The sequence below is a fragment of the Legionella sp. PC997 genome (genome assembly GCF_014109825.1).
In the GTDB taxonomy this organism is placed as follows: domain Bacteria; phylum Pseudomonadota; class Gammaproteobacteria; order Legionellales; family Legionellaceae; genus Legionella.
The window spans coordinates 1,076,572-1,103,111 of record NZ_CP059576.1; the positions used below are offsets into that span (position 1 = coordinate 1,076,572).

Here is a 26,540-nt window from a genome sequence, read left to right on the forward strand (position 1 = left end):
TGAAATTGTAACAACGTTGTTACAAAAGATGACACAGTGGAAAGAACTAACGGCAAACGCTTTTTCCTACCTCCATGCGGTTCAATTTAATAGATTTTCTTTTATCCGGAATTTTTTCAATGAATGGCAGTTTGTTTCAGACTATAAAATAAATCAGTTATGTACGTTTTTAGCGTAAGCTAATTTTCGCTTGTTGTTGTGATTCCATGTGAGTAACTACCTCAGTCAAATCAACTACCTCATCAGGAACATTAGGGATGCTGCAATGTGCAATCAATTTTGATAATAATATAGAGGCACAAGGACTGAAACATCCTGTAACTATTACCGTGGCAGGTAGTGTAGTAAGAAAAGTTAAACTCGTTGAATAAGGTACTTCGCTTGCGCGAAGAATATAATAAATACCAAGATGAACTCCAGCACCAAGGGCCATCGCAGCAAGAATTGCGCATTTTCTATAACAACAATTCTCGTTAATATTGGAAGAACGTTCCATAATCATTTCATCTCGTTCTTTTACATTATCCAAATAAATATCCTTATGTTGGCTAACAAGCTTTTGGACTAAAGGAGTAATGTATTGACTTTCCAGTTCGGGAGGTAATTTTTTATTGTTGTACAAAGTAAAAAAAAGATGAGGATTCGTTTTTTCGATTTTCTGTGCTGCTAGAGTAACAAGTGTGGGTATTAGTTTTGGCATGATTAAGCCCCTATCTAAATTCTAATGATGTTTTTATGAGTAATTGTTGTTATTTTGTATCAAATCATTAGGATTTGTTTCCATTTACTGGGTCAAACTATCCTGATTTTTGTTTATTTCCTGTGTACGTTGCGCTTCAATACTCAAAAATAAGGCCATTTTAGCCTAAGCGCGCGAAATGTAAACAGCCATTAAAAGATATGATGTTTTTGACAAAATAATTTAAGCTATACGAGAAGTGATTTTTATGGATTCATTGTACGACAACGAGATTATGATTAAGGATAAACATGTGGGATTTTTTTTATGGCATGGGTTATATGCTTCGAGGAGTTCGAACCCTTTCTACCTCAGGCTTAAGACGTTTTGTGCTATTACCTTTAGCAATTAATTTTATAATGTTTTCCGGATTGTTTTATCTGATACATCACTATGTATTGCCTTATGCTTATCATTACCTTGATAAGTTGCCTTCTTGGTTAAGTTTTCTTAGCAGCATATTTTTTATCATTTTTATCCTGAGTTTTTTCTTAATGTTTTTGTCGCTTTTTACTGTATTTTTTAATCTAATCGCAGCTCCTTTAAACGGATTATTAGCGGAGAAAACCCAAAAAATACTGTTTGGGAGTGCAATTCCGTCTTTATCATTTTATCAAGTGGTACTTCGCAGTATCAAGCGTCAAGGTGAGTTTCTTGGCTATTTTTTGCCTCGATTTGTGATTATAGTTATTTTATTTTTTGTTCCTTTTATCCAGCCGATTTATCCTCTCTTATGGTTTTTATTTAATGCTTGGATACTAAGTATCCAATATCAGGATTTCGCCATGGATAATAATCTGATTAGCTTTAAAGAGGCGCGAAGAATCGTTGCTCGTAATAAAATGCGTTCCCTTGGATTGGGTTTTTCTATAAATATAGCCAGTTTTATACCTATCTTAAATTTCTTGATCATGCCTGCAGCAGTGATAGCAAGTACCATTCTCTACTGTGAGCTTAATAAGAATTTGCTTCCGTCTATAAAGCAGGAATGAGAGTTATAGCCTCGGTGTAGCGCAGCCCAATCTGGATAATAAATCCGATTTTCGCTACGCTATTCTGGCCTATGGGATTAATACGCTTGAACTACAATTTTTCCTACGGCTTTACCTGATTCGAGTAATGCATGGGCTTTATCAATATTCTCGAAATAAAAAAGATGAGGATCAATAAGCGGCTTTAAAGAATCTTGATCCGCTAATGTTGCGATCTCTTTTAGAATTTTGCCATGACGTTCACGTTCGATGTTGCGTAATAATGGCAATAGCATGAATACTGCATGTAGACTTGCCGATTTACTATGTAAGGGTGAGAGATCGTGGTTTGAAGCGGCTTGAATGCTAATTACATTCCCATATAAGGCAACCGCAGCTAATGACTTATCGAGATTCTCTCCACCGATTGTATCAAATACAATATCAAATCCCTTTCCGTGAGTTAGTCGATTAACATAATCTTGAACGGATTCAAGCCGATAATTAATCGTTTCTTTAGCTCCAAGCGATTTTGCTATATCTGCTTTATCTGGGGAAGATACCGTTGTGTATACTTCCGCGCCACCCCATTTGGCGAGCTGGATCGCAATATGTCCAACTCCTCCAGTACCCGCATGAATTAATACTTTTTGTCCCGGTTTAATTTTAACTTTTTCAAATAATGCTTCCCAGGCAGTAATGGCCACTAGAGGTAATGCAGCGGCTTCAACCATACTCAAGGTTTTAGGTTTTTTCGCAATTAATTGGGCATCAGCAAGCATAAATTCTGCTAAGGCACCTGGTTCATTGAGGAATCCTCCCGCACATCCATAAACTTCATCGCCCACAGCAAACTCAGTTACGTAGTCACCAACTTGTTCAACAATACCTGCTACATCACTATGCAAAATGGCAGGAAATGGAGGAGAAATTTGGCTGTATTTACCAGAGCGAACTTTACAATCGACAGGATTTACGCTAGTTGCTACAACTCGAATGAGCACATAGCCGGGTTTAATTTGGGGAGTGGGGAGTTCAATCGTTTCAAAGATTGAAGCGTCACCAAAAGATGATATTGCTTGTGCTTTCATAGCGTCCTCCTAACTTGATGCACCAGACGTTTATTAAAATTGAAGAGAGCCGAAAAAATCTATCTTCCTTAATGCAAAATAGCATTCTAAAAAAATCGCAGAACATTTTCCAGCAACCGTTAGTTTTTTAATGGTTTTTTCAGGTATTTGCTCTGCAATTAAGCTTTTAGAATAACAGTTGTAAAAGTAAATTGGCATAGTTCAGCTTAACTGCACTATAGTGTTCATTAAACATCAAATTTATGATTAATAAAATTAAAAAGGATGAACACATGATGTGGCCGACAAAATTGACTCAAAAAATGGGCATCAAATTTCCAATTATCCAGGCCCCTATGGCAGGAGGTGCAACTACTCCGGAACTCGTCGCGGCGGTATGTAATGCAGGTGGTTTAGGTTCATTAGGAGCGGGATATATGCCTCCTGCTGAAATAAAAAGTGCACTCAAAAAAATACGAAAATTAACGAATAAACCCTTTGCAGTGAATCTGTTCATTCCCGAGCATCATTACGCCACAACCGAACAAATTCGAAAATCGTGTATGGATATCAAACACTCTTGTCTTGAATTAGATATAGAAATTGAACCCGTTTTCGAACCTTATGCACAATCCTTTGAGGAACAGATAAATGTCTTAATTGAAGAAAAAATTCCTATTTTTAGTTATGCATTTGGTATGTTGGATTCGAAATGGATAGCCAAATTTAAAAGGAATCACATTCTTTTAATAGGTACAGCAACCACTTTAGCTGAAGGACACCAACTTGCAGAATGTGACATCGATGCGATTGTTGCTCAAGGAAGTGAAGCGGGCGGACATAGAGGAACTTTTATAGGGCCAGCAGAGGAGGGATTGATCGGTTTGTTTAGCTTGGTGCCACAATTGGTGGATGAAATTAACCTTCCAATCATTGCTGCGGGTGGAATTATGGATGGCAGAGGAATTAGGGCCGCACTGGATTTGGGTGTCGAAGGCATACAAATGGGCACTGCTTTTTTGAGTTGCCTGGAGTCTGGTATTCCCGAGGTCTATAAACACGCTTTACTATCACAACAGCAGGATAATACTGTACTTACACGAGCTTTTTCAGGTAAATTAGCACGAGGTATACGCAATCAATTTATCGAGCGTATGAATACTAAAACACTAAATATCCTGGATTATCCCATTCAAAATACCTTAACGAGCGGAATGCGAAAAAAAGCAAAAGAACAAAACAATATTGATTTTATGTCTTTGTGGGCAGGTCAATCTGCTCAATTATGCAGGGATATGAGTGTAAATGAGCTAATGAATGCATTAGTGCAGGAAGCAGAGGCATTAAACTAAGGTACATGGTACACACTAAGAAAGAAAAAATAATAAGAACTCCCATTAAACATGGTATGGGAGTTCTATAATTAATTTAGAAATAATAGCTATTTGTTGATTCCATTTGAGCGACCTCATCTGGCTTTGCAAATTCCTTTCTAAATTCTTTGTCAATTTCTTGTCTTTGAAATTTGAAGCTATTTATAGCCTCCACTTGGTTTGCGCGCAGTTCATTATTGCTGGAGAAGAACGAATGTTTTTCCGTATAAGTACGGGAAGCATCGGTACATTTGTCGAGTTGTTGATACATTGTGTAATAACTTTGGATTTTACGAGCAAGATATTGATCATCTAAAATATCGATAGAGTACCTTCTGGAGTTTACTAAGTGTGTCTTTAGTTCAATTAGCAAAGTAACATAATTATCTCTTACCGACGTATTTTGAAATTTAATACATTGAGTATCAATGCAATCGAAAATTAACTTGTAATCTCCACTAGATAACGCTTCCAATAGCTTCTTAAACGAATTGCGACGTTCATAATAGTCCTTCCCTTTAGTTTTACTTAATAAAGAGGTTGCTTTGCCCAAATCATGCACATACTGGTGTATTGCTCTTAATCCTTGGATTATTGGCAAAGGATTAGGTTTTTCGGATAAATTCATTGTAGGGATAGATGGAGAGGATTTTGTCTTCTCGGAATAACAAGCAGAATATTGTTCCCACGTTAGTCGACTTGTTTTTCTCTTCTTTGTTGAATTATCAAAAGAATCGATTTCTTCTTTTTCTATAAAGAAATCGCCTCTAAGATCCTGAATAATGCAATTGCTCGCCAAAACATTACGACCATATAGGGCCTTCACCGCTCTATAGAGACAAAATGGCCCAGGTCTATAGTGGCCGCTTCCATTTGTAATTTCAGTTATCTTGCCATCTTTAACCGTAATTTCTCCTGCACAGGCTACAGCATTTCCACGGGTAAATGCCGGGTGACCAATCCGTTTCCCCTCTTTATATTCATCATCAGGATGTACAAATAAATTTCCTTCAATATCCATAGCGTAAATATATCCGGTGCCAGAGGAAAAAGGTTGTGTGGTGCCACTAAGACAAAGTTCGTTTTGATTATTGGTTGTAAGCATACAAGATAGTGCTTCTTCATGAGAAAAATAATAATTCTTAATCACTGCTTGGGATTTTTTTGTTTCATCAAACTCAATTTCTACAGTTAAATCTTCGCATTTGGGTTGTTGTTTTTCCCATGCATCATGAATGGGTTCCAAGACTGCTTTGGTAGTAGGATATAAAGTTCCCCATGCACGATGTTGAGGGTCTAAGAATTCTTTTTGCACTCTATCTGGTAATGCTAACCCTTGCTGATTTAATAGCGCGTGTACATCTCTAGTCACATCCAAGTTATCTTCGGCATACGGACGAGCTTTTGATTTTTCTTGTTCAGAAATATCTCTTGAAAGGAGATGAGCTTTACACTCAAAACTTTCCTTCACGATAAAGCTTTCTGCCCAATAATTGAATTTTCTACCTTGTTGTAATAACTTAAATACATCATCTTTAATCGCTTGATAGTGTGCTTTTTCCGGGGTTTCCAGAGACAGTTGACGGGAGGAATATTTATAAATTTCGATTAATTCACCGCGGTTATGTTTGATGAAATTATAAATTGCAATAATCACTTCGGTTTTGGAACTATTATCCTGAGAAAATTGCTGGATAATAGGAAGTAACTTAGAGTTATATCTCTCTTGATACCTTCTTATTAGATCTTTTAAATAGTCATCGTGTGTACCGTGGGGAGCTATTTTTTTTACAAAATCAAAGTTCTTAGTTTTAAGTTGATTTACAAAGGAAGTAATTTTCATCGGTTCTCCATCGATTGTTGGACTTTTTTTATGGTACCAATACTGACTTAGAGAACTATTATTAAATATACGCGAATTGTGCAAATAAGAACCATGAAAGGGTGAGATAGGAAGCTTATGCCCATTCAGCGATAGGTCATAAGCTTAAGAAAAATAACCGTCAAGATAATATTCTTTTACAGGCTCATTCCATTACCACTGCCTTCATCCATTTCAGCATCGTTACTAAGACTCTCAGGATATTCTTCTTTTGTTTCTGGATATAACGCTTGATAAAAAAAACTAGCCCCAGATTGACTTATGAAAATAGAGTTCTGACTCTCTTGCGATATAGAAGGGGATGCAGCAAGGAATTGTGATTGTGAAATATCAGGTTTCTTCGATAGATGATGTATTTGTTCTTCCAAATGTTGCATTATCTGCTGATCACTTTTTTGCGGTACTTTTATCGCTTGTAGTGTTTTAAGTGCTTGCTTATATGTTGCAATGGTATCTCCTAGCCGTTGATTTTGAATATGGGCTTTGGCCAGTGCTAAAAGTTGCATTGCCATATTACGGTATGCACCATCACTAGGTGTTTCATTGATTAAAACAGGAGTAAATGGATGTTTATCAGCGGATAGAGAAAGCTGATTTAACATATTTTCTATATTGTGGTCAATTTGTTGAATTTCATGAATGGAGATGGTTTCAAACTGTTCAAAAAGTGCTTGCTCTTGTTTTGCAAATTGTCCTTCACTGAGTAAATGTTCATGATTAGCAAACTTGGAAGAAGCAATATATGAATCCGTTGAGAGCTTCTTTTCATAATGTCCATGGAATTGCTTGAAATTAACAACTGGATCACCAATCTTTTGTTCCTCAAAAGTTTTATCTTTAATGCAGCCGAATGCTTTTATGGCATTCGCCATAGCCTCATCTCCTGCTGGTTGCTTTAATGATTCATAACATGCATCTGCTAAATCCATATACAACTCAGTTAATTTCCTATAACTTTTATCATGGAGAGGGGTTTGCAGTATTTGGTTTATAGCATCCATATAACATTGCGCTGATTTTTCATATTGAGCACTATTAAAATGGAGGATCGCCAGATCATGGTAAGCAGAAGAAAGATCTTCAAAATCTGTTATTGTTTTATTTACAATTTGTGAAAATAAATTGATTCCTTGTAGGTATCGGATTACTCCTTTTTTGGTTAGAGATGCTGTCTCAAGATATTTGGCTTCTGCAATTTTTAACTTAGCTTGTTTTCTGTATTCTTCATCCATTAAAGATCTCCTAACTCATTGACATTAAACTGTTTCCAATCAAAATATCATTATCGGAGATAGAAATACAATGGCATCAATTTCCATTGCAAGAGGAAACTCGAATATTTTTAAAAAGGATTCCTGGACTCGCTTCGCGTCAGTGGAAAGCGGGCCTCTTTAGAGATACGTTCCCTCTTTCGGGGGAACGGTAGTCTTTTTTAATGGTACCTATCTTCATACATCAATTGGTAATTTTTGTGGATTTTTATTACTCTACTGCAATTAAGGTGGATAATTCGCGTAGTGCAACAAAGAAAATCGTGTAATCAATGCTTGAGCTACCGAGTAACATCTCCAGCAATCTTTCCCATCGTTGCTGAATAAAGGGATTTTTTGAGAACCAGTAAGTGATCAGTTCTTCTGAACTCAGCCCTTTTTGATTATTCTTCAGAATGACAATGCTGAGCCGACGTTGCAAATTGTCCAATTCATCACGTAGAGATAAACGTGCCAGGCTATTCCAATGCCCTTCACGAGAATCATTACCAATTTGGTCCCGGAACCAGACCAGACTAAATTTGCTACCTACTTTGAAATAAACTTCAGCAGTTCTTCCTAGATCAAATTTATTTTGTGTCGCTACTTCCACTACATTTAATACGGTATACATAGCACGGGTAGTAGCGATTTTTTTTGCAGCTTCTTCCGGTAAACCAATGTCGACAAATTGAATAACAATTTTTTCTAAATATTCTTTTGTAACCCCAGCCATCAAATTAGGAATTGATTTTTCAAGTTTGGCTATAGATTGACTGTAGTGGGTAATATTATTAGTAATTCCACCGCTTAAACGTTTATGGTGCAAGAACCATCGAGTAGCCAAATTCATTAATTGTCTGACGTGGTGAAGCAACTCGTACTGAGTTTGTACTGTGACTTTGTAATTAAGCGAATCAATTAATTGGTGTAATTGCTCGGTTCCATATGCCTTTGAAGCAATAATATAAGCACGGGCAATGTCTGCAACTGATTGTCCAGTTTCCATTTGTAAACGATACATAAAGGTAATACCCATGCTATTCACAATTTGATTACTAAGCTGGGTGGCAATAATTTCACGTCGCAAACGATGTGTTTGCATGGATTTGGCGTACGATTTCAGCAACATGGATGGGAATCCGGTCTGTAGAATGGTTGCAAAATAAGGATCATCAGGTAAGTCGGATTTTAATAATTCACTCGTGATATAAATTTTTGTATAGGCCATGACAATAGATAACTCTGGGCGCGTTAGACCTTGACCCGCAGCTTTACGTTCCAAGAGATGTTTATCATCCGGAAGAAATTCGACGGTTCTATCTAAATGTACCAATCCCTCCAATTCCTTAATATAAGCTTGATATAAACCACTGTAAGCGAGAGCGTTTATTGCAGAAAAGCTTAGAACCAATGCTTGGTTGTAATTATCTTGTAAAACCAGCTGGGCGACTTGTTCCGTCATTTTGGTAAGCAGCTGGTTGCGTTTCTTTTCGGTAAGCTTGCCTTGATTCATTTCTTTATTGAGGAGAATCTTAATATTCACCTCATGGTCGGAGCAATTTACTCCAGCGGAATTATCAATTGAATCAGTATTGATCAGTCCCCCTGTAAGCGCAAATTCAACTCTTCCAAGTTGAGTAAATCCGAGATTACCCCCTTCTCCCACAATTTTGCAGCGCAAATCATTACCATTGACACGTAAGAATTCATTGGTTTTGTCACCTACATCTGCATTCGATTCAGTAGATGCTTTTACATAGGTACCAATACCGCCGTTGAATAATAAATCCACAGGTGCTTTTAATATTTCCCGAATCAGTTCATTGGGGGGTAGCGAGTCTGCTTGAATATCGAGTGCTTTTTTTACTTCAGGTGTCAGGGTAATCGATTTGCTTGAACGCGGATAAATCCCCCCACCTTTAGAAATTAATCGAGGATTGAAATCTTCCCATGAAGAGGTCGGCAAATTAAATAAGCGTTGACGTTCTTCAAAAGTTTTACGACCATCAGGATTTGGATCAAGGAATATATGACGATGATCAAAGGCTGCAATTAAAAGAGAATGATTGGTATAGGTTAGGCCATTACCAAATACGTCTCCACTCATGTCGCCGATACCAACCACCGTAAAATCTTGTTTTTCAATATTAATGTCTAGTTCACGGAAATGTCTTTTAATGGATTCCCAGGCTCCACGCGCTGTAATTCCCATTTTTTTATGATCATAGCCCGCAGATCCTCCAGAAGCGAAGGCGTCTCCAAGCCAAAATTTGTATTCTTTAGATATACCATTTGCAATATCGGAAAATGTGGCGGTTCCTTTATCGGCTGCAACAACAAGATAAGGATCAGCGTCATCATAGCAAATAGTATTCCGGGGCGAAACAACACGGTCCTCTTCATAATTGTCTGTCAGATCAAGCAAACCTCTGATAAATGATTGGTAACAGGCAATGACCTCATGTTTTATCTGCTCTCGATCAAGAAGGTGAGCTGCTTTCTTTAAAACAAAGCCTCCTTTGGCTCCAGAAGGTACTATTACTGAGTTTTTTACTTTTTGAGCTTTCATCAAACCCAGAACTTCTGTACGAAAATCTTCGGGCCGATCAGACCAGCGAATACCACCACGAGCCACCTTGGCGCTACGCAAATGTATACCCTCAAATCGTGTAGAATACACAAATATTTCATACATAGGTTGCCCAGGGGGTAAATCAGGAACTTTGGCGGAGTTGAGTTTAAATGACAAATAATCTTTGGGATTTCCATCATCGCCTAACTGAAAATAATTGGTACGAAGTGTTGCTTTGATTAAAGACCAAAAAAAACGAATGATATAATCCTCATCTAAGCTGGTAATCGCATCAATATCCGCTCGAATTTCTTTCTCCAATTCAATGCGTTTATTTTTACTTTTAGTGTTTTGTTTCAAACTAAACTTTAAACAAAAAAGTTCAATAAGTTTGTTGGCAATGGGTGCATAGTTAGCAATGGTTTTTTCAATATATTGTTGGCTAAAACGAAATCCAATTTGTTGCATGTATTTGGCATAGGCACGAATAATCATTATTTCACGCCAGGATAATCCCGCCCCTAACACCAATCTGTTAAACCCATCGTTTTCACTAAGCCCGACATTTATTTTGATTAAGGCTTCATTAAAATTGCTTTTAACTTGATCCAGCGTGAGTAAATTAGGATAGGAATAAGAAACATTAAAATCACCAATCCAAATAAATTGATTGGGTTCTAAAGCAATTTTATAGGGTCTTTCGGTATAAGTGCGTAATCCCATGTTTTCAATCATGGGTAAAATATCTGATAAGGGAATAGGGCCGCCGTATCGATATAGTTTAATGTGTAACGGGTGTTCCCCGCGTGCTGATTCAAAAAACACAATCGCCAAGGGGTTTTGTAGGGATAAATTATCAATTTGAGAGAGATCTTCTACTGCTTCTTCAATTGTGTGTTGTTCACAATAACTCATTGGTAATGCAGGAAGATATTTTTCAGCAAATTCTTTACCTTTTTTCGTACCGAACTGTTTTTTTAATTTTTGATGCAACTGATCTTTCCATGTGTTTTCCATTTTTATATCTCACACAGTTGAGTGTTATTATTGAATAAGTATAGGTCATGAAATGAATTGCATGTAATGGAGAGATTTGCCTAATAAATGTCAGTTTTCATTGCATTTCATATGAAATCATTCATGTATAAAAGACCTATACCCCCATTTCCTAAGGCTCAATGATGGCTAGGATTCATTTTCTTTTATTGAGACCAGCAAGCTTGTGGAGTTCTGGTAGTATTAAGTCCATTAACTGTCAAGGTTAAGGTACTACACGAAACGCCATTCTGGGTGTCATTAGCTTGGGCACCTTGGGCAGTTGCAGTAAGAGTATACCCCGTTGCGGTATTGTTAGTAGCTGATAATGAATAGTAGTTATTGTCTGTAGTAGTTACGCCGTTCCAAACGTCTGCTAAGGTACCATAAGTTGGGTTTTGACCACGGTATTTTTCTTCCTCAAGTTGGATACTGTTTAGAGTATTAATCCCTTCTGTGCGTCTAGAACGCATCACATAATTAAAGTAACTGGGCATACTAATCATAACAAGAATAGCAATGATGGCGAGGGCAATTACTAACTCCATCAATGAAAATCCCATTTTATTCTTTAAATTATCCATTTTAAAGGCTCTCCTGAATTACCCTCTTTAATCTTAGACTAAACTAATAATATATATTACCCATTTTGCATGGATGATAAAGTAAATGGAGTTTCTTTTTATGACCGTTCAAAGGATTGGCACCTATAAAGTAATGGGCTTTAGTTTCCTTGAGTTATTAATTACCGTAATAATTCTCGTCATTATTACGAGTATTGCTTTTCCTGCCTACACAAATTTTATGAACCAGAAGCGTGTCAGGACCGGAACGGAGGAATTGTATAATTTTATTAAAATTGCGCAATCAGAGGCTCTTACTACAAAAAATACCTATTATCTTAGTTTTAGTCCAACAACTTGGTGTTATGGGCTTAGTGATACTGCTCCATGTGATTGCACCGTAGTAAATAGTTGTATGGTTAAAAGTATTCAAACCATTGTTCGAAGTGGTGATTACTCAGGTAACCCGGTTGCTCTTTCTATAACTGGATTTTCAGGAACAAGTTCTGCCCCTTACATTATTTTTGACGGATTCCATGGAACAATAACTTCTGGAGGATCTATAACCGTTTCTTTGTCAGATAAATCTGCCAGAATTAATGCCAACAGTATGGGGTTGGTAACTGTGTGTTCTAATACTGTTTCAGGATACCAAACATGTCCTTAATACCGATTAAACAACACAAGGGTTATACCCTGCTCGAAATATTAATTGGAATTGGTATAGGTTTATTCTTATTAGGGGGGAGTATTGTAATTTATATCTCCTTAATGCGTTCTTTTTACAGTGTCATAGCAATTAATCGACTAGATCAACAATTACGTTCTGCCATGAATATGATGGTTATCGAAATCCGTCGTGCAGGTTATTCTGCAAATGCTGCTAATGATATAGGGACTGGAACGATTACTAATCCTTTTATTGCCTCTGCTAATGATATTACTGTCCCGGTAAGCAGCTGTATCTTATTCACCTATGATATCGATTCAAATGGCACTATGCCTGCATTAAATTCAGCCGGTTATGATAAACGCTTTGGATTTAGACTTTCAAATAATGTCTTACAAGCTAGAGCAGCAACAGACTCATTTTTTGATTGTACTAATGGCACCTGGATCAATTTGACAGATCCTAATCAGATCCAAGTGACTAATTTATCATTTACCCTGACACCTACGGTTATCACATTAAGTAATGGAGTCAGCACACTTACGATACGAAATGTTACAGTTACGCTAACAGGGAATTTGATTTCTGATACTTCAGTAAGCCGAACATTTGTCCAAGAAATACGAGTACGTAATGATAAATTTCAGCCCTGAATTATAGGAGGAGGGTATATTGCTATGAACTTTCAACGTGGCTATGTCCTGCTTGCTACATCGGTGATGATTTTACTGGGAATTGCAATCACGGCACTATTAACCAGTAAAACAGTGGATTTTGATCAAAAAATAGAAAATAACTTTTATCGGACCTCCCAATCATTCATGGCTGCTGAAGCGGGTTTAGAATATGGGTTAGCGTATCTTGAAGCAAATAAAACCGCCATTCGTGTTGATGCGAACAATGATGGTTTTATAGATACCTATACCAACTCTCAAATAACCAATGTTGCTTTTAGTAATAATACAAATTATACCGTCACTTATAGCAATCCAGTATATAATAGTTTCAACCGCATTACGGTATCTTCGAAGGGAACGGCAGATAATAACTTAGCCTCAACTACTGTAGTTCAAATTATGCAGATTTACCCCTTTGTACCGACACCTACACCTGTCCCACTCCTTGTAAAAGATAATGTAAATTTGAGTGGTTCTTTGACTATTAGTAATACAACAACAGGAACAACTATTTGGAGTGGAGGTGATACGGTTCTGGGCGGCTCGGCAAGCACATCCTCAAATGCAAGTTCTGGCTCTAATAGTGGCAGTCTTCAGGCTGATGTGGTGCACCACGATTCAAGTTTAAGTAGTTTGAGCTCGGATCAATTTTTTAGTAATTTTTTTGGTACAACAAAAACTTTAGCACAACAATCTGCAGATATTACCTATACTAATAGTAGTAATACCGATTACAGTGGTCTTTTAAATGGAGTGGTGGGTCAATCCATTTGGATTAACCAAACTGGAACAAGTACAGCCGGTTTCTCAGGTAATGCCACGATTGGTTCCCCTACCAATCCAGTTGTCTTAGTAGTTAATGGGCCTCTGCAGTCTAATGGTACTACAACAATTTACGGTATGGTTTATATAATGGGAGATTGGAATAATAGTGGGGGGGGAACATTGGATATAATCGGAGGAGCCGTAGTCGAAGGTTCAATCACTTCAACTGGTTCACCGAATATTACTTATAACACAGCAGTCCTGAATCAATTGAACAAAGTTGGGGCTTTTGTCAAAGTTCCAGGATCTTGGCGAGATTTTTAAGGATTTAAAGGTGAGGAGAGAGACGATGAACACTCATCAATTCAACTCAACCTCTTGCAAACAGAAAGGCTTGGGACTGGTTGAAGCCATGGTTGTTACCTCATTATTAATTTTTGGGATGGTAGCTGGTAGCAAGACGGAAGTGCATCTTATTAAAGCTAAGGCCAATACCAATCAAGATTATTTGTCCACTCAATTATTTAATCAAAAAATGGAAGAGTTACGTAATTACTCCACTATTGCAGGGTATAATGCCATTACAACGGGCTCCGATATAACGACTGAGTTTGATTCTACTTTTTATCGTACCTGGACGATTACCAATAATTCTAAATATAAAAAAGTAGATCATATTGTTACTTGGACCAATTCTAACGGCGAAAACTTGTCTATGGTATCTGCCAGTTATATTAGTCAAAATGATCCGGCGCTCAGTGGCCAATTGTTTAATTCTACTTTTACAAGTACAAGTTTACCCCCTATAGGCTCAGGGGTTCCTAATGCAGATCCAAATCCCAATCCTCCTTCGGTTCCATCGGGCTCTACTTATACGGTTACAGTTCCTAACACTAATATCGTGCTTACCTATGATTCAAATAATAATGTGACATTAATTAATAGTGAGCACGCTGTAACGCTATCAGGAACGATTGCTCTGGGTACAGGAGGTAATGCACCTCCTAATACAGTGGATCTTTCGAATGTAACTATATCCGTCGATTCATCTAATTCCCAGACTGCCACCTGTTTTTATGTAGGATCTTCAGCCGCCTTTAACTGCATTATGGCTTCAAGTTGGAGCGGCCGGGTTTTGTTGGGGGGAGTGAGTAATGTCAACGTATGCACCAGCAATCAGCAACCTTATACTAATCTGCTTACTTCATTAAATAATCAAGATTATCTAATTATAAAATCCAATAGAAACTGTCCTTCGAGTAATCCATTCTTATTGCAGTCTCTCTAAATACTCACCGAACACTTCAAATCTTTAGGGAAGGTAAGAAACCAAGAAATCAATCGATTATTTTCTATAATTAAAAGATTCAACTAAAAGGCTTAGCGGAGTGCCGTGTATGATAAAGGACCCCAATATGGATACACCAATCAATTTTAACGCAGGACCTGCAACCCTACCTGTGCAGGTATTGGATATTATTCAGAAAGAGCTATTTAATTGGAACAATACAGGGGTTTCAATTCTATCGATTGGTCATCGTACTCCCCAATTTTTGGAATTAGGGGAGAGGCTGGAGGCTTCAGTTCGACGTTTGCTCCACGTACCTAATGATTTTGCGGTTCTATTTTTACCAGGTGGTGCCCAAATTCAATTTGCAATGATTGCGATGAATTTAACGCGAGGCTTTAAGTATGCCAATTATATTGAAACCGGTTATTGGTCGGGTATGGCTATAAAAGAAGCACAAAAATACATACAAGTACATTTAGCTGCCAGTAGTAAAGATCGGCAATTTACAACTATTCCTGCTCAGGAAACATGGGATCTCCGGCCTGATGCCGCATTTTTGCATTTCACTGATAATGAAACAATTGGTGGAGTTGAATTCCCCGATTTCCCACAGGTAAGCGATAAGGTATTGGTCAGTGATATGAGTTCCAATATTTTTTCAAAGCCGGTGGATTTTAATCGTTTGGGGTGTATCTATGCTTGTGCGCAAAAAAATTTTGGCATCTCGGGTATGAGTTTGGTGATTGTCCGTCGTGATTTGTTAGATAGGGCCTTACCTGAAACACCCGCTGTATTTAATTATGCAATGCAGGATAAAAATCATTCACTTTTAGCTACACCTACCACCTTTTCCTGGTATATAGCCTCGCTTGTATGTGATTGGATAGAGCAAGAAGGCGGGGTAGTCGAGATGGAAAAACGAAGTTTGGCTAAAGCCAAATTACTTTATAGATGTATCGATGAAAGCCATTTCTATCATAATTCGGTATCGACTGATTGTCGTTCACGAATGAATGTTCCTTTTCTCCTTCCAAATCCCAGTGTGGAGGCGGAATTTTTCTCGTCAGCAAAAAAGGCAGGCTTATTGTATTTGGAAGGTCATCGCAGTGTTGGTGGTGCCAGGGCAAGTATTTATAATGCTATTAGTTTAAAAGAGGTTAAAAGATTGACTGAGTTTTTAAACTTTTTTGCTAAAACGCACAGAATGCATTAAATATGTTCTCGAAAGGTAAAAAATTTATGTCCCAGATACGTTGTAAAAGTGGGGAAAATAAGTCCAATTGCGTGTGCTGTTTCTAGAGGAAATGATTTAATACCCAACTCAGGAAAAATATGTTCGGCGAGAAACAAACTAACCAGCCAAACTTGAACCATACCAACTAAATTGACGAGGATAAAAAACATAATCGAACGTAAAAAGGTTTGCTGACTGTTCTTAAATACAAATAATTTACCCAGAATGAACGAGGTGATCATCCCGGTAATATAAGCCAAGATAATAGAGATTGAAAAGCTGAACTCATAGTTATAGAGAATTCTGCTGCAGAAATTTACCATAACTGAAATTGCTCCTGCCACTATGAAAGCAAGGAACTGTTTTGATTTAAATGCCTTGATCACAAAACACTCTCTTCAGTTTTTTCCAATGTGTAAGATGATAGTTCAATCCATGTAGACTGATTGTTCATAAATACAGTTTCCTAGTTCGCGGGATTAGCGCTTATTAAGATTATTCCAGATTTTTTTACCTATCCAATAAACAATTAAAACGATACAAATCCATAATAGTAGTAAGGGTAAAACATACACAAAGAAAGCGATCAAGCCATAAGTAAAATTGCGTAATTGATCAATGAGGGCATGATATGAGTCAATAAATGTTTCGGTAATTTTCCATTGTTTTTGTTGCTCTGTTTGAACGATCGGGTTCATGCTTAAGTTAATATTGATTAATGAATAAGCTACTGATTCCTTGAAATATTTAATTTGTCCTTGGATGACATCAATTTGTCCTTGGGTATCGCTTAATTGCTTAAAGACACTTAAAACGTCAGATGTATTTGTTGCGCTGGTCATAATTTTGGAGAGCTGTTCTTTGGCTTTTTGTAAATTGCTCAGTTGGCTTTGTAAATCAACAAATTGTTGGGTAATGTCTTCACCAGTTACTGATTCTTGCATGACTCGGGTTGCGAGGGACTTCAATGCAGTCAAGGCTTTATGTAAGCCTTGGGCAGGTACTCTAATACTAATATTTGCATTAGTATTATTGGTTGCATCGTTATCCTGAGTTACATTGGAGCTTACAACATAGCCACCTGAATTTTCTGCTAGTTGAGAAATTTTTTCTATTGCGGTGTTAATGTTATTAACTTGCAAGGAAATATTCGCATTACGAATAATCATACCTCGCATAACCTGATCTGATGGTTGGCTTGCAGAAGATGGGCTTGTGCTCTGCATTGCTACAGAGCCACCAGCATACTCTTGCTTTCCGACTCCCGCTGGCATGGGTACAGGACCGCCCTCATACATCGTCGTTCCCGTTATGCTAAACCATTGAGCGATAAAAAATAATATAGCCAAAGTGCCAATGAAAGCTAAAAAATAAAGGATTATTTTCTTCATTATTATTTCTACTCGTTACAATGGGTCAACTAAAGTGTGGCAAAGGTTTATTAAATTGTAAAATAATTGGCCTTTTGTTATAGGCTAAGGACGCCAAATAGAGCAGTTTCCAAAGCTTTTAAAATGAAAAAACCAGCAATTCTGAATCAATAAATTGCTGGTTTGTCTGGGCTTTGCCCTAAATATGAAAAATTTTATCTTTATCAGAGCGTCGGGACGAATTATAAGCTTTGCCTAATGCTTGTCACAAAACGCGACACATACTTTATGTTCTCTGACTTCCCCGCCACAGGCGGAATAACAAGCACGATACGTAGACTCACATTGACACGAATTGGTACAGCTATTGCTTCGATCAAAATCAGTTATAGATTTACTAATCGGTAAGCCCATTCTTTTTTGGTCTTCTTTGTATTGTTTGTATTCAAACATCGCATTTTGTTGAGCCCTTAGGCGGCAATTTTCATTGTCTACTCGGCAACTTTGTTGGCAATCATTTTTACTTTGAATACACTGGGCAGTGCACATTTTTGCTATATCTGATTTTGGTGGAACATAACTGTATTGGGTATTATAGATAGGACCACAGGCAGTCAATACGCCAGCTAGAACCAAAATAGAAACAATGAAGAGTTTTCGAAGCATATTTATCCTCTTTTGATGAGTTATGTAAAGCAATAGTTCTGGCATAGTGGTCATATAGCATGCAGACAAGTCTTAAACAGAACAAAATAGGGTTAGTTTAGTAATGCCTAATTGAAAAAGCAAGCGGGGATCTGGCTCACGTATGCAAGATCTTAAAATAAAGGATCGTTACTTTTATTCCTATTTTGATATATAATTAATCAACTTTTTAATCGTTTAATGATCATGCTTCGCATCATCAATCTCTTATTTTAAAAAACATGAATACTTCATTTTTATTTGGCTTTTTAAGCGGGTGTTTTACTACTGCTTTAGGTGGGTGGCAAGTACAAAAATTCGTGCAGAATAAGAATAAAACAGAACATATAAAGCAAAAAAAAATATTGGATTTAGATAAGCTTTTTAATGAATACCCTCATTTCATGAATGTGATTAAAAATGATGTGACCAATCCAAATTTTAAAAATATAAAAGAATTTTTTGTTGTCGATAAGGACGCAATATTGAATTCTTCTGTACCCAGATTCCGCTATGAGTTGTCTCCAGATGTTCTTCCAGCTTTAAATAGACTAGAAGAATTAGGTTATATTGAAAAAGTACAAAATAATTGCCTGCATTATAAAATTGCTGAAGAGTTTATAATGCAGCTGAAATCAATTAATTAGTGGCCGTTTAAGAAGTGATAGTCTTTTCAATAGACATGACCCCTATTTGATTCTTGGCCTTTTTGTGAATCAAATAGATTAATCCTGCTCCCATCAACGCACATAAAGGTATTAGCATTAATGCATGATAATAAGATTGGATACTGTATTGTCTTAGGCCATCTTCAGTGATACCTCCCTCCCAGTAATAATTCATTATTTTGCCTATTACTGTATGAAAAATTGAGCCGCCAAACATATTCACACAGTTTAAAAAGGCTATAGTTATTCCCAAATGTTTTGGGGAAACCAGTGTAGAGCCTGCTGCAAATACAATTACTTGATAACAGCACAAGATCCCAACCGTGAAAAATGAAATACTAAGTATCCACCAATTACTCACATTTTCTGTGAGAAGTGTTAAAAAAGTTAAGGCCAATCCAATTCCACAAAATCCTATAACTTTATAATTTCCTATTTTTTTACTCAAAAATGCCAACACGGGGCCACCAACCAGCATGCCTACGAAGATAAATGAAACGAGGAGGGCGGCATCAGATTTAGCAAAACCATAAGCGGTAGTAAGATAAGCTACCCCCCAAACATCTGCAAAACCCTCCAGTGCGCCTACCATGAGCAAATTTGCTAGGGCAAGCGTCCATAATATTCTTGAGGTAAATAAAACCGATAAATAAGATAGGCTTATCGCATTGGATTTTGTTGTTTTAATATTCTTTGGAGTACGTAAGATTAAATAAACCAAAATTCCTATACTGATACAAGTGAGTGCAAGTAATAAACCAACCTGTTGACCACCGTAAGTCTCAATGAGCTGGGTTGCTGGCTTGCCTCCATAGACCGCCCCTAACAGCCCAATACTAAAAGAAAATCCAACCATTTGAGAGTATTGAGTACTACTGAACCATTCCGAAATAATTTTGGACACTCCTAAGAAGCCAACAGCAGAACTCGCCCCAATTAAAAATCTACTCAACAAGGCTAGATAGAAATTATCAGTTGAGGTAAAGAGTAAGGCGCTGAGGCCACAGAGTACCGTAAAAATAAAAATTACTGTTTTGGTGCCAAATTTTTCGAGTAATAGCGCCATAGGAATTTGCATTCCCGCATAACCATAATAATAAAATGCAGCTAAGAGCCCAAAACTGGATGCATCTATTGAAAATTGTTTCATTATTTCGTGCATCATTAATCCTGGCCACAGACGCAAAATAAATTGAAGCGCAAAAAATGATAGGGGGAAAAACCACATCAAAAAGGGCAAACAAGTATTATTTAATTTAAAAAAATTGGTGCGAGTCACGATACCCTCCAGTATAGACAGTTATTCTAGTATCCCAAGACTTCCTCCCTAGAGAGGTTGGGAATAGAAAAAGCTAACCGCTCTAGGGTAAAGAGGGCAAAATAATAATAATGTGTACTAAAGAGGTTGTTGTCTGAAGGAAATCATGGCATGGCGATACTTTTGCAGTAAGCACTGCACTATAATTATTGCCTTTGTTCGTATCGCGATGATTCATATGGATAGCAGTTTGACTAAATTTTATCTATTATTGGATTAACATACCAAATTAGCCTTCAATATGTCAATTTAAATTTTCAGAGCATCACTTGGATTGATTGAGTAAATATTGGGGTAGGGGAATAAATCTATGAAACGAATCGCACCATTTCTTTTATTTATGGCTTCATTGAATCCATTATTTGCAATGGATAGTACACAATGGACTCTTTCACCGGATGGTTTAGGTCCTATTAAAATGAATATGACCCTGAAACAGGTTGAACGTAGTACTGGGAAAACATTCAACGCTACAAAACCCAATCCCGATCAAGCTGAAAATGAAGGGTGCTTTTATGTCACTTTGAATGGGGTAAAGAACGTATCCTTCATGGTTTCAGGTAATAAAATTGTGCGTATTAACATTAATTCTCCTAAGTATTTGACATCAAAAGGCGCAAAGATTGGAGATACTGAATCTCATGTCCAAGCGCTATATAAAGGTAAATTATCCATAGAACCCCATCATTATGATCCTCAAGGTCATTATCTCACTTTTTTTGAAAAACCCGATAATCGGGGTATTCGATTTGAATCTGATGGCAAGGTAATCACTTTAATCTATAGTGGCAACCATGAAGAAGTTCAATATGTTGAAGATTGTCTTTAAGTGGAAGGCTTATATTTTTAGTACAGTTTTTTATAATAAATTCTAATGAAACCTCATTGTATCTTTCTATTAAATTTAAATGCTTAGAAAACATACTGACTCAAAGAAGAACAATGAGTTCTTCTTTTTCAATGAACAAACATTAGAGTTGCTGTATTCAATAATTGACAATAGGCTCGATGTAATTCGCGTCTGTTATAGTTAATCTACCGCTTTAGGGCTGAATCATTCAGACAGCAACCTTGAATGTCGCTGAATGAGCTTGACGATAAATCTCATTAATTATAAGTTGAATGGTTGTACTTAATAAATATAAATTTTTTACTCCAAAGGAGGGTGATAATAATAATGAAAGGACTTATTAGATTAAGTAGTATTCTACTATTTAGCGCAAGTTATGGATTACATGCTCATGGATCCATGGAAATACCTATTTCAAGATCTTATCAATGTTATAAAGAAAATCCTGAGAATCCAAAATCTGCTGCGTGTCGCGCGGCTGTCGAATTAGGTGGTGCTCAACCACTGTATAATTGGAATGAAATCAATCAGGCGGCAGCTAATGATCGCCATCAAGATCTTATTGCTGATGGGCAACTATGCGCAGGTGGAAGAGATTTTTTTAAAGGGTTTAATCTTCCTCGAGCGGATTGGACTACGACTACAATTAAACCTGATTCTAATGGTAATTTTACCTTTACTTATCTCGCGACTGCGCCTCATCAAACAAAGTATTTTAAATTTTATATCACGAAAGACAGTTATAACTTTAATGAGCCGTTGAGGTGGTCTGATTTAGAGGCTAGCCCATTTTGTACGATAACTAATGTAACTCTCGCTAACGGACGTTACAAAATGGATTGCCCATTACCTACTAATATGAGTGGTAAAAAAATAGTGTATGTAATATGGCAGCGTTCAGATAGCCCTGAAGCATTTTACTCGTGTAGTGATGTATTTATAGATAACGTTTCTCTACCTACTTCCTGGTTTGAATTGCAAGATTTTTATGGTTCAGCAGATATTGCGGTAAATACCCAAGTGGTATTACGTGTCTTCAAGAATGAAGTTGAAGTCGAAAATAATAGCTTAACGGTCACTGATAGTAATAATAAGGCAACTCAATGGCCATTGGCTCTGGGACAAATAGTTAATGCTAATTCAAATTTAGTACACATTGGTCGGTTAGATCCTCAGACGGGACAAGTCGTTTTAGAGGCCGATCAGGCAAATAAAATTTATCTAAGTGATAGTGGAACCCAAAATTATCATGTGGTCCTTGATTTTATTGAGCCTAACGGCCAAGTCGATTACATCTATCCGGATGGCATTAACAATTACAAAGCAGGTACCGTAGTTATGGGGCGTTCGGATCATAAGCGGTATCAGTGTAAACCTTGGCCTTATTCAGGATGGTGTGCGCAAGCCCCAGCTTATTATGAACCTGGCGTAGGTTTGGCTTGGAGGGATGCTTGGGTGTTGTTGAATAATTAATTCTTAAAGTTTATGGTAACTCATGCAGGTTGAATTGATTCAACCTGCACCATTAATACCTATCATTTAGTATGGACTATTGCTGGTAAATTGACTCTCAGACCGATTAATACAGTGTTTACATAAGGCTTATAGCGTCCTTGCAGTGTCTCATCAGATAATGGTTCAATCTGAGTTCGTTCCGTACTGCTGTACTGGGTAAATTGATACGTTAAGAGTAGGTCCAGATTATTATTGAGCCTTGTGATGGCTCCTGCTTTTAAACCGCCACCGATTAGCCATTTTTTAAAATTGTCGCTAACTCCCACATTACCTGCAGTATTGTTCATGCTCACCGCAAAACGACTTCCTGAAATTCCAGGTCCTACGAAAAAGCGAGCTGACTCATTATATTGGTATGCGGGCAATAAAAAGAAGGAAAATCCATATTCTAAGTGTTCTTCAGCATGAACATCATCATTAAAGAACCATTCATTGATTCTATATCGTGACTTCCCTGTGAACAGATCTGCATCTGCTTCTAACGCAGTAGAAAATCTTGCGCTCAAGGGCAATTCATATCCTGCTGTAAGTTGTCCATGAAAATTAGTATATGCGTTGTTAAAACTGGAAGAAGTAGGTGTGACTTCTTCAAGAGGATAGCTCAAGCTTTTATCTATTGTAACTGAATTAATACCTAAATTTAGACCAGAATAAACGCCGGTATATCCATTACATGATAAGATACAAGCGAGGATTGTTGATAGGGAATGTTTATTCATATTAAAGCCTTTTCTATAAAATACTGGGAATAGTAATTGGGTTTGAAGTTTGACTTATGTGATTTTCACTGGTCGCAGTAATCGTGACATGAGGAATCCTTTTGGACGATCGAATGTTTCCAATAACGAAGCGATGGTTCTTAATATCCAACTTTATCGTGGCGCCAGGTAAACCATTCACTGTATAGACATCATTGGATATGGAAATACAATTAGCATATGAAACAAATGCTGTACTTGTGTTCATAGGATCACGCTCGGCTGCCGTTAATACCGGAGCTTTTGTTGGAACTGCGGTGATTGAGAAATTATTTTTTGACATATTAAAGAAGGTTCCATTACTTGCTTGCACCATAATCCGGGCTTTAGTGGTATTTAAATTAGGTGCGCAGATTTGTTCGTGCCCATCGTTTGGTATGTTAGACAAAAGAGTATAGGGAAATGTTTTACCGCCATCAGTAGATAAAAGAACGTTTACATTCTTGGCATTAACCGGAGAAAAATTAGTATTTGCTACATCCCAAGTAATTGTTTGTGGGGATAAACCTATCCAGCTAATACCTTTACCGGTGGGGGAGGTCACGATAAAAGGACCTGCACTACTTGTGGTGGTTACAGTGGTATCCGTATATGCGTTGCAAGATCCCCCTGGCGTATTCCCGCGTACTGAAACTCTAAATTTCATAACACGTGAAACTGAAGGTAAAACTTCCCAGGTAAACGGACCTCCATTGCTGAGTGCGGTGAGACTTGGGAAAAAACGAGTACCTTTTGGTTGTGGTGAAAAACTTCTAAAGCTGGGGCCTCCTGTTGCTGTACTAGTTGGAGGTTGGGGAGCAACTTCATTGTTCATTTGTTCCCAAGTATAGGTTAATACTCCATTGCCCCTACTTTTAGTTGCTGATGCAGTCAAAGCAAAAGGTGTTTGAGCAGGAATAATAACTCCTCCATTGACGCTAGAAATCTCCGGAGCGCTAGGGATCTCTGTAGTAACAGGACAGGTATGTGAAGGACTAGAAACAAAAGTTCCCATTTCTTGAAGATTAATCCCATTAAAATACGCATCTGAATTTTTTTGAACATTCGGGGGGCAAATTCCCGCATAACCCATAATGGTACTGCCACTTCCTGGTTCTACAGCTGTAGGCCCATTTCTTTGGCAGCTGTTATTTTGGACGTGATTTGCGCCAAATTGATGGCCTATTTCGTGAGCTACATAGTCAATATCAAAAGGATCTCCTACAGGCTTGGTTTGCCCCGTGACTCCACTTGCTTTATATGCATCAATACACACACTGGATAATTGTGCGAGACCGCTTCCTGCTGAATCTACAACATGACCAATATCATAATTGGGTGCACCAATAACTTGATTCACATTCTTCTGATTCTCTCGAATCATTTTTTGGGGGGAACCGTGTGTATAGGGTTGATCATTAGGATCGGTATAAATAATGAGATTATTATTAGCAATAATTTGCATGGTAATTGCCATGTCAATTTCATAAACGCCGTTCACTCTGTTCACTGTGGTTGCTTCTGCTCCCAATGCATCGTTTATGGTTCCACCTTGAAATTGGGTGTACTCTGCTGTTGCAGCCATGGCCAAGCGGTACTTTTTGAGTTGGCAAGGATTAAAACGGGCAAAATGTTTTGAACGAACAGGTGAGGTTGCAAATGGATTTTGACTATGGACCTCGCATTTTAAGCGCTTTGAAGTTATAAAATCCTTTTTACTATAAACCATATAATACTGATTGTTTCCTTTTCTTAAGGGATCAATAAAAACCGGACTTAGTCCTGGTCTGAAAATCATTGCATGAAACCCCTGGGGTGTTAGATCCAGCTTAACAAATTCACTTGGATCAGTAATCCCATAAGCATCGTAGGTTTTGATTGTGGGGAATTTTGCACTGAGCTCTGGATGCAAGGTGCTATTTTCAACAACCTGATACAGCTTTGTGGTTTCATCAGGTAGAGGAAGGGCAATTTGTAATCCAGCTCCTGATTTTAATTCATCTCGATGTGGCGCGTTCTCCAGCTCAGCGTAAAGTTGGCTGAGGTCAATTTCAACAAGGCGAAAATGGGTGGCCTGTATATTGTTTTTCGTCTTGGAAGACAATACTGAGGGATTTACATCTTTAAAAAAATGCTCAATCACTTGATCTTGTGCAGAGGCAATGGAACAAAACAGCATGAGTGATGAAGTAAAAAACGTCCGTGTCATTATATTTATCTCTAATAATTGAGAGACAAAATTTAACATTAGAATAAGAGGAATTCAATTTAAGATAGAATTTTTGCATAAACAAAAAAAACGATCGTAGTTTATTGTATTTAAAGCAATAAAAGAATTTTTTAGGTATCATAAAAAAGATTCTTTATAAAAGGAGCAACCCTAATGATCGTTGAAATGAATGTTATTCTTGGAGGAATTCTTCTTGGAGTAGCTGCCGGAGTAATGTTGTTGGTTCGAGGAAGAATTCTAGGTTGCAGCGGAATACTTTTTAATGCCTGGAACTTTGCTACTTATCGACCCAATATCGATAATCTTTTATTTATTATGGGGTTATTTTTAAGTGGATTATTCTTTAATTTGTTAATAACTGTGTCCGATCCCCTAGCAATTTTTAAAACCAATTATTGGCTCATATTCCTCGGAGGGGTATTAGTTGGCGGCGGTACCTATTTAGGTAGTGGTTGTACCAGTGGACATGGGCTATGTGGACTGTCTCTATTACGTAAACGCTCCATCATCGCGGTGGCTATCTTTTTTCCTGTGGCAATAATCACCTCTTGGTTAGTGCACTAAGGAGCTAATATGAAATCTATAATCTCATTAATTGCTGGATTGATATTTGGTTTAGGCTTAATTTTAACGGGAATGTATAGTCCCGACATTATTATTTCTGGCTTAAAAATTGGTGCAGCTACCTTTAAAATAAATTTATACCTCACTTTTGTTACTGCTTTATTGGTAACTTTTCTGTTATTCCAATTACGTAAATGGCTTCCTAAACCTTTATTAAATACCCGTTATGAATTACCCACCAAAGAAAAAGTTGACTGGCAACTTATTCTTGGTGCAATCGCTTTTGGTGTAGGTTGGGGAATTAGTGGAATTTGTCCAGGTCCCAATATTGTAGGGCTGGGAATTTTTGTCTGGCCGTTTTACTGGATAAATTTTATAGGTGTTATTATTGGTTTTTTGCTCACTCGATTTTTTATGGAAAAACGAGCGTCGAACTCCAAAAGTGTCTCGTCCTAATCAACTCAACAAAGCTCCTCGATTACTGAGGAGCAGTATGTTCTTGTATAAAT

General features: G+C 37.4%; 24 protein-coding genes. 12 read left to right on the top strand and 12 right to left on the bottom strand.

Annotated elements, in window-relative coordinates; all coding sequences use genetic code 11:
• Positions 1-169 precede the first annotated feature (169 nt).
• Positions 170-700 carry a hypothetical protein gene (locus tag HBNCFIEN_RS04470; protein WP_182392882.1) on the bottom strand — a complete coding sequence of 177 codons (531 nt, stop codon included), beginning with the start codon at positions 698-700 and terminating at the stop codon, positions 170-172.
• Between the two features lie 290 nt (positions 701-990).
• Between HBNCFIEN_RS04470 and cysZ the strand changes: the two genes are divergently transcribed.
• A complete protein-coding gene (gene cysZ / locus HBNCFIEN_RS04475; protein WP_182392883.1) occupies positions 991-1,731 on the top strand; it encodes a sulfate transporter CysZ in 741 nt (246 codons plus the stop codon).
• Between the two features lie 77 nt (positions 1,732-1,808).
• On the opposite strand, the gene HBNCFIEN_RS04480 is transcribed toward cysZ, so the two are convergent.
• Entirely contained in the window at positions 1,809-2,801 is a 993-nt protein-coding gene (locus HBNCFIEN_RS04480) for a zinc-dependent alcohol dehydrogenase family protein (RefSeq protein WP_182392884.1), read from the bottom strand.
• A gap of 275 nt (positions 2,802-3,076) precedes the next feature.
• On the opposite strand from HBNCFIEN_RS04480, the gene HBNCFIEN_RS04485 reads away from it, so the two are divergent.
• On the top strand, positions 3,077-4,132 hold the full coding sequence (locus tag HBNCFIEN_RS04485; RefSeq protein ID WP_182393606.1) for a nitronate monooxygenase family protein: 1,056 nt from the start codon (positions 3,077-3,079) through the stop codon (positions 4,130-4,132).
• A 76-nt stretch (positions 4,133-4,208) separates the two neighbouring features.
• On the opposite strand, the gene HBNCFIEN_RS04490 is transcribed toward HBNCFIEN_RS04485, so the two are convergent.
• From HBNCFIEN_RS04490 to HBNCFIEN_RS04505, 4 genes are all read right to left on the bottom strand, one after another.
• Positions 4,209-5,996: a hypothetical protein gene (locus tag HBNCFIEN_RS04490; protein ID WP_182392885.1), complete on the bottom strand. Its 1,788-nt coding sequence runs from the start codon at positions 5,994-5,996 to the stop codon at positions 4,209-4,211.
• A gap of 176 nt (positions 5,997-6,172) precedes the next feature.
• Positions 6,173-7,267, bottom strand: a complete 1,095-nt coding sequence (locus HBNCFIEN_RS04495) for a hypothetical protein (RefSeq protein WP_255464346.1) — start codon at positions 7,265-7,267, stop codon at positions 6,173-6,175.
• A gap of 250 nt (positions 7,268-7,517) precedes the next feature.
• The gene (locus HBNCFIEN_RS04500; protein WP_182392886.1) at positions 7,518-10,877 is read right to left on the bottom strand and encodes an NAD-glutamate dehydrogenase domain-containing protein; all 3,360 of its coding nucleotides are present in this window, start codon (positions 10,875-10,877) and stop codon (positions 7,518-7,520) included.
• Between the two features lie 185 nt (positions 10,878-11,062).
• Positions 11,063-11,479 carry a type IV pilin protein gene (locus HBNCFIEN_RS04505; RefSeq protein WP_182393608.1) on the bottom strand — a complete coding sequence of 139 codons (417 nt, stop codon included), beginning with the start codon at positions 11,477-11,479 and terminating at the stop codon, positions 11,063-11,065.
• A 100-nt stretch (positions 11,480-11,579) separates the two neighbouring features.
• On the opposite strand from HBNCFIEN_RS04505, the gene HBNCFIEN_RS04510 reads away from it, so the two are divergent.
• From HBNCFIEN_RS04510 to serC, 5 genes are all read left to right on the top strand, one after another.
• Positions 11,580-12,125 (top strand): GspH/FimT family protein, encoded by a 546-nt coding sequence (locus HBNCFIEN_RS04510; RefSeq protein WP_182392887.1) that lies wholly within the window; start codon positions 11,580-11,582, stop codon positions 12,123-12,125.
• Positions 12,116-12,781 carry a prepilin-type N-terminal cleavage/methylation domain-containing protein gene (locus tag HBNCFIEN_RS04515; protein ID WP_182392888.1) on the top strand — a complete coding sequence of 222 codons (666 nt, stop codon included), beginning with the start codon at positions 12,116-12,118 and terminating at the stop codon, positions 12,779-12,781. The genes HBNCFIEN_RS04510 and HBNCFIEN_RS04515 overlap by 10 nt, the downstream gene beginning before the upstream one ends.
• Positions 12,782-12,805: 24 nt before the next feature.
• On the top strand, positions 12,806-13,894 hold the full coding sequence (locus tag HBNCFIEN_RS04520; RefSeq protein ID WP_182392889.1) for a hypothetical protein: 1,089 nt from the start codon (positions 12,806-12,808) through the stop codon (positions 13,892-13,894).
• Positions 13,895-13,919: 25 nt separating this feature from the next.
• Complete coding sequence (locus tag HBNCFIEN_RS04525; RefSeq protein WP_182392890.1) at positions 13,920-14,858, top strand: hypothetical protein; 939 nt, start codon at positions 13,920-13,922, stop codon at positions 14,856-14,858.
• Positions 14,859-14,985: 127 nt separating this feature from the next.
• On the top strand, positions 14,986-16,074 hold the full coding sequence (serC, locus tag HBNCFIEN_RS04530) for a 3-phosphoserine/phosphohydroxythreonine transaminase (RefSeq protein ID WP_182392891.1): 1,089 nt from the start codon (positions 14,986-14,988) through the stop codon (positions 16,072-16,074).
• Here the strand turns inward: serC and HBNCFIEN_RS04535 are convergent.
• The 3 genes from HBNCFIEN_RS04535 to HBNCFIEN_RS04545 all read right to left on the bottom strand — a co-directional run bounded on the left by HBNCFIEN_RS04535 (position 16,071) and on the right by HBNCFIEN_RS04545 (position 18,131).
• Positions 16,071-16,481: a GtrA family protein gene (locus tag HBNCFIEN_RS04535; RefSeq protein WP_182392892.1), complete on the bottom strand. Its 411-nt coding sequence runs from the start codon at positions 16,479-16,481 to the stop codon at positions 16,071-16,073. The two genes, serC and HBNCFIEN_RS04535, sit on opposite strands and share 4 nt — an antisense overlap.
• Before the next feature lie 93 nt (positions 16,482-16,574).
• A complete protein-coding gene (locus tag HBNCFIEN_RS04540) occupies positions 16,575-17,486 on the bottom strand; it encodes a DUF4349 domain-containing protein (RefSeq protein ID WP_182392893.1) in 912 nt (303 codons plus the stop codon).
• A 234-nt stretch (positions 17,487-17,720) separates the two neighbouring features.
• Complete coding sequence (locus HBNCFIEN_RS04545; protein WP_182392894.1) at positions 17,721-18,131, bottom strand: hypothetical protein; 411 nt, start codon at positions 18,129-18,131, stop codon at positions 17,721-17,723.
• A gap of 260 nt (positions 18,132-18,391) precedes the next feature.
• Between HBNCFIEN_RS04545 and HBNCFIEN_RS04550 the strand changes: the two genes are divergently transcribed.
• Positions 18,392-18,796 carry a hypothetical protein gene (locus tag HBNCFIEN_RS04550; RefSeq protein ID WP_182392895.1) on the top strand — a complete coding sequence of 135 codons (405 nt, stop codon included), beginning with the start codon at positions 18,392-18,394 and terminating at the stop codon, positions 18,794-18,796.
• Positions 18,797-18,803: 7 nt separating this feature from the next.
• On the opposite strand, the gene HBNCFIEN_RS04555 is transcribed toward HBNCFIEN_RS04550, so the two are convergent.
• Positions 18,804-20,096, bottom strand: coding sequence for an MFS transporter (locus HBNCFIEN_RS04555; RefSeq protein ID WP_370530107.1), 1,293 nt, complete (start codon positions 20,094-20,096; stop codon positions 18,804-18,806).
• A 349-nt stretch (positions 20,097-20,445) separates the two neighbouring features.
• Here HBNCFIEN_RS04555 and HBNCFIEN_RS04560 point away from each other — a divergent pair, with 349 nt between their 5' ends.
• Both HBNCFIEN_RS04560 and HBNCFIEN_RS04565 read left to right on the top strand, forming a co-directional pair.
• Positions 20,446-20,964: a hypothetical protein gene (locus tag HBNCFIEN_RS04560; RefSeq protein ID WP_182392896.1), complete on the top strand. Its 519-nt coding sequence runs from the start codon at positions 20,446-20,448 to the stop codon at positions 20,962-20,964.
• Positions 20,965-21,312: 348 nt separating this feature from the next.
• Positions 21,313-22,458, top strand: coding sequence for a lytic polysaccharide monooxygenase (locus HBNCFIEN_RS04565; RefSeq protein ID WP_182392897.1), 1,146 nt, complete (start codon positions 21,313-21,315; stop codon positions 22,456-22,458).
• A 62-nt stretch (positions 22,459-22,520) separates the two neighbouring features.
• On the opposite strand, the gene HBNCFIEN_RS04570 is transcribed toward HBNCFIEN_RS04565, so the two are convergent.
• Positions 22,521-23,219, bottom strand: coding sequence for an outer membrane beta-barrel protein (locus HBNCFIEN_RS04570; RefSeq protein ID WP_182392898.1), 699 nt, complete (start codon positions 23,217-23,219; stop codon positions 22,521-22,523).
• A gap of 13 nt (positions 23,220-23,232) precedes the next feature.
• Entirely contained in the window at positions 23,233-25,446 is a 2,214-nt protein-coding gene (locus HBNCFIEN_RS04575) for a reprolysin-like metallopeptidase (RefSeq protein ID WP_182392899.1), read from the bottom strand.
• Between the two features lie 174 nt (positions 25,447-25,620).
• Between HBNCFIEN_RS04575 and HBNCFIEN_RS04580 the strand changes: the two genes are divergently transcribed.
• Together HBNCFIEN_RS04580 and HBNCFIEN_RS04585 are read left to right on the top strand one after the other, a co-directional pair.
• On the top strand, positions 25,621-26,031 hold the full coding sequence (locus HBNCFIEN_RS04580; RefSeq protein ID WP_182392900.1) for a YeeE/YedE family protein: 411 nt from the start codon (positions 25,621-25,623) through the stop codon (positions 26,029-26,031).
• A gap of 9 nt (positions 26,032-26,040) precedes the next feature.
• On the top strand, positions 26,041-26,487 hold the full coding sequence (locus HBNCFIEN_RS04585) for a DUF6691 family protein (RefSeq protein WP_182392901.1): 447 nt from the start codon (positions 26,041-26,043) through the stop codon (positions 26,485-26,487).
• Positions 26,488-26,540: the final 53 nt, after the last annotated feature.

Excerpts from the sequence above, each read along its gene's own strand:
- HBNCFIEN_RS04470 (WP_182392882.1), bottom strand. The coding sequence starts at position 700 with ATGCCAAAACTAATACCCACACTTGTTACTCTAGCAGCACAGAAAATC.
- cysZ (WP_182392883.1), top strand. The coding sequence starts at position 991 with ATGTGGGATTTTTTTTATGGCATGGGTTATATGCTTCGAGGAGTTCGA.
- HBNCFIEN_RS04480 (WP_182392884.1), bottom strand. The coding sequence starts at position 2,801 with ATGAAAGCACAAGCAATATCATCTTTTGGTGACGCTTCAATCTTTGAA.
- HBNCFIEN_RS04485 (WP_182393606.1), top strand. The coding sequence starts at position 3,077 with ATGTGGCCGACAAAATTGACTCAAAAAATGGGCATCAAATTTCCAATT.
- HBNCFIEN_RS04490 (WP_182392885.1), bottom strand. The coding sequence starts at position 5,996 with ATGAAAATTACTTCCTTTGTAAATCAACTTAAAACTAAGAACTTTGAT.
- HBNCFIEN_RS04495 (WP_255464346.1), bottom strand. The coding sequence starts at position 7,267 with ATGGATGAAGAATACAGAAAACAAGCTAAGTTAAAAATTGCAGAAGCC.
- HBNCFIEN_RS04500 (WP_182392886.1), bottom strand. The coding sequence starts at position 10,877 with ATGGAAAACACATGGAAAGATCAGTTGCATCAAAAATTAAAAAAACAG.
- HBNCFIEN_RS04505 (WP_182393608.1), bottom strand. The coding sequence starts at position 11,479 with ATGGATAATTTAAAGAATAAAATGGGATTTTCATTGATGGAGTTAGTA.
- HBNCFIEN_RS04510 (WP_182392887.1), top strand. The coding sequence starts at position 11,580 with ATGACCGTTCAAAGGATTGGCACCTATAAAGTAATGGGCTTTAGTTTC.
- HBNCFIEN_RS04515 (WP_182392888.1), top strand. The coding sequence starts at position 12,116 with ATGTCCTTAATACCGATTAAACAACACAAGGGTTATACCCTGCTCGAA.
- HBNCFIEN_RS04520 (WP_182392889.1), top strand. The coding sequence starts at position 12,806 with ATGAACTTTCAACGTGGCTATGTCCTGCTTGCTACATCGGTGATGATT.
- HBNCFIEN_RS04525 (WP_182392890.1), top strand. The coding sequence starts at position 13,920 with ATGAACACTCATCAATTCAACTCAACCTCTTGCAAACAGAAAGGCTTG.
- serC (WP_182392891.1), top strand. The coding sequence starts at position 14,986 with ATGGATACACCAATCAATTTTAACGCAGGACCTGCAACCCTACCTGTG.
- HBNCFIEN_RS04540 (WP_182392893.1), bottom strand. The coding sequence starts at position 17,486 with ATGAAGAAAATAATCCTTTATTTTTTAGCTTTCATTGGCACTTTGGCT.
- HBNCFIEN_RS04545 (WP_182392894.1), bottom strand. The coding sequence starts at position 18,131 with ATGCTTCGAAAACTCTTCATTGTTTCTATTTTGGTTCTAGCTGGCGTA.
- HBNCFIEN_RS04550 (WP_182392895.1), top strand. The coding sequence starts at position 18,392 with ATGAATACTTCATTTTTATTTGGCTTTTTAAGCGGGTGTTTTACTACT.
- HBNCFIEN_RS04560 (WP_182392896.1), top strand. The coding sequence starts at position 20,446 with ATGAAACGAATCGCACCATTTCTTTTATTTATGGCTTCATTGAATCCA.
- HBNCFIEN_RS04565 (WP_182392897.1), top strand. The coding sequence starts at position 21,313 with ATGAAAGGACTTATTAGATTAAGTAGTATTCTACTATTTAGCGCAAGT.
- HBNCFIEN_RS04570 (WP_182392898.1), bottom strand. The coding sequence starts at position 23,219 with ATGAATAAACATTCCCTATCAACAATCCTCGCTTGTATCTTATCATGT.
- HBNCFIEN_RS04575 (WP_182392899.1), bottom strand. The coding sequence starts at position 25,446 with ATGACACGGACGTTTTTTACTTCATCACTCATGCTGTTTTGTTCCATT.
- HBNCFIEN_RS04580 (WP_182392900.1), top strand. The coding sequence starts at position 25,621 with ATGATCGTTGAAATGAATGTTATTCTTGGAGGAATTCTTCTTGGAGTA.
- HBNCFIEN_RS04585 (WP_182392901.1), top strand. The coding sequence starts at position 26,041 with ATGAAATCTATAATCTCATTAATTGCTGGATTGATATTTGGTTTAGGC.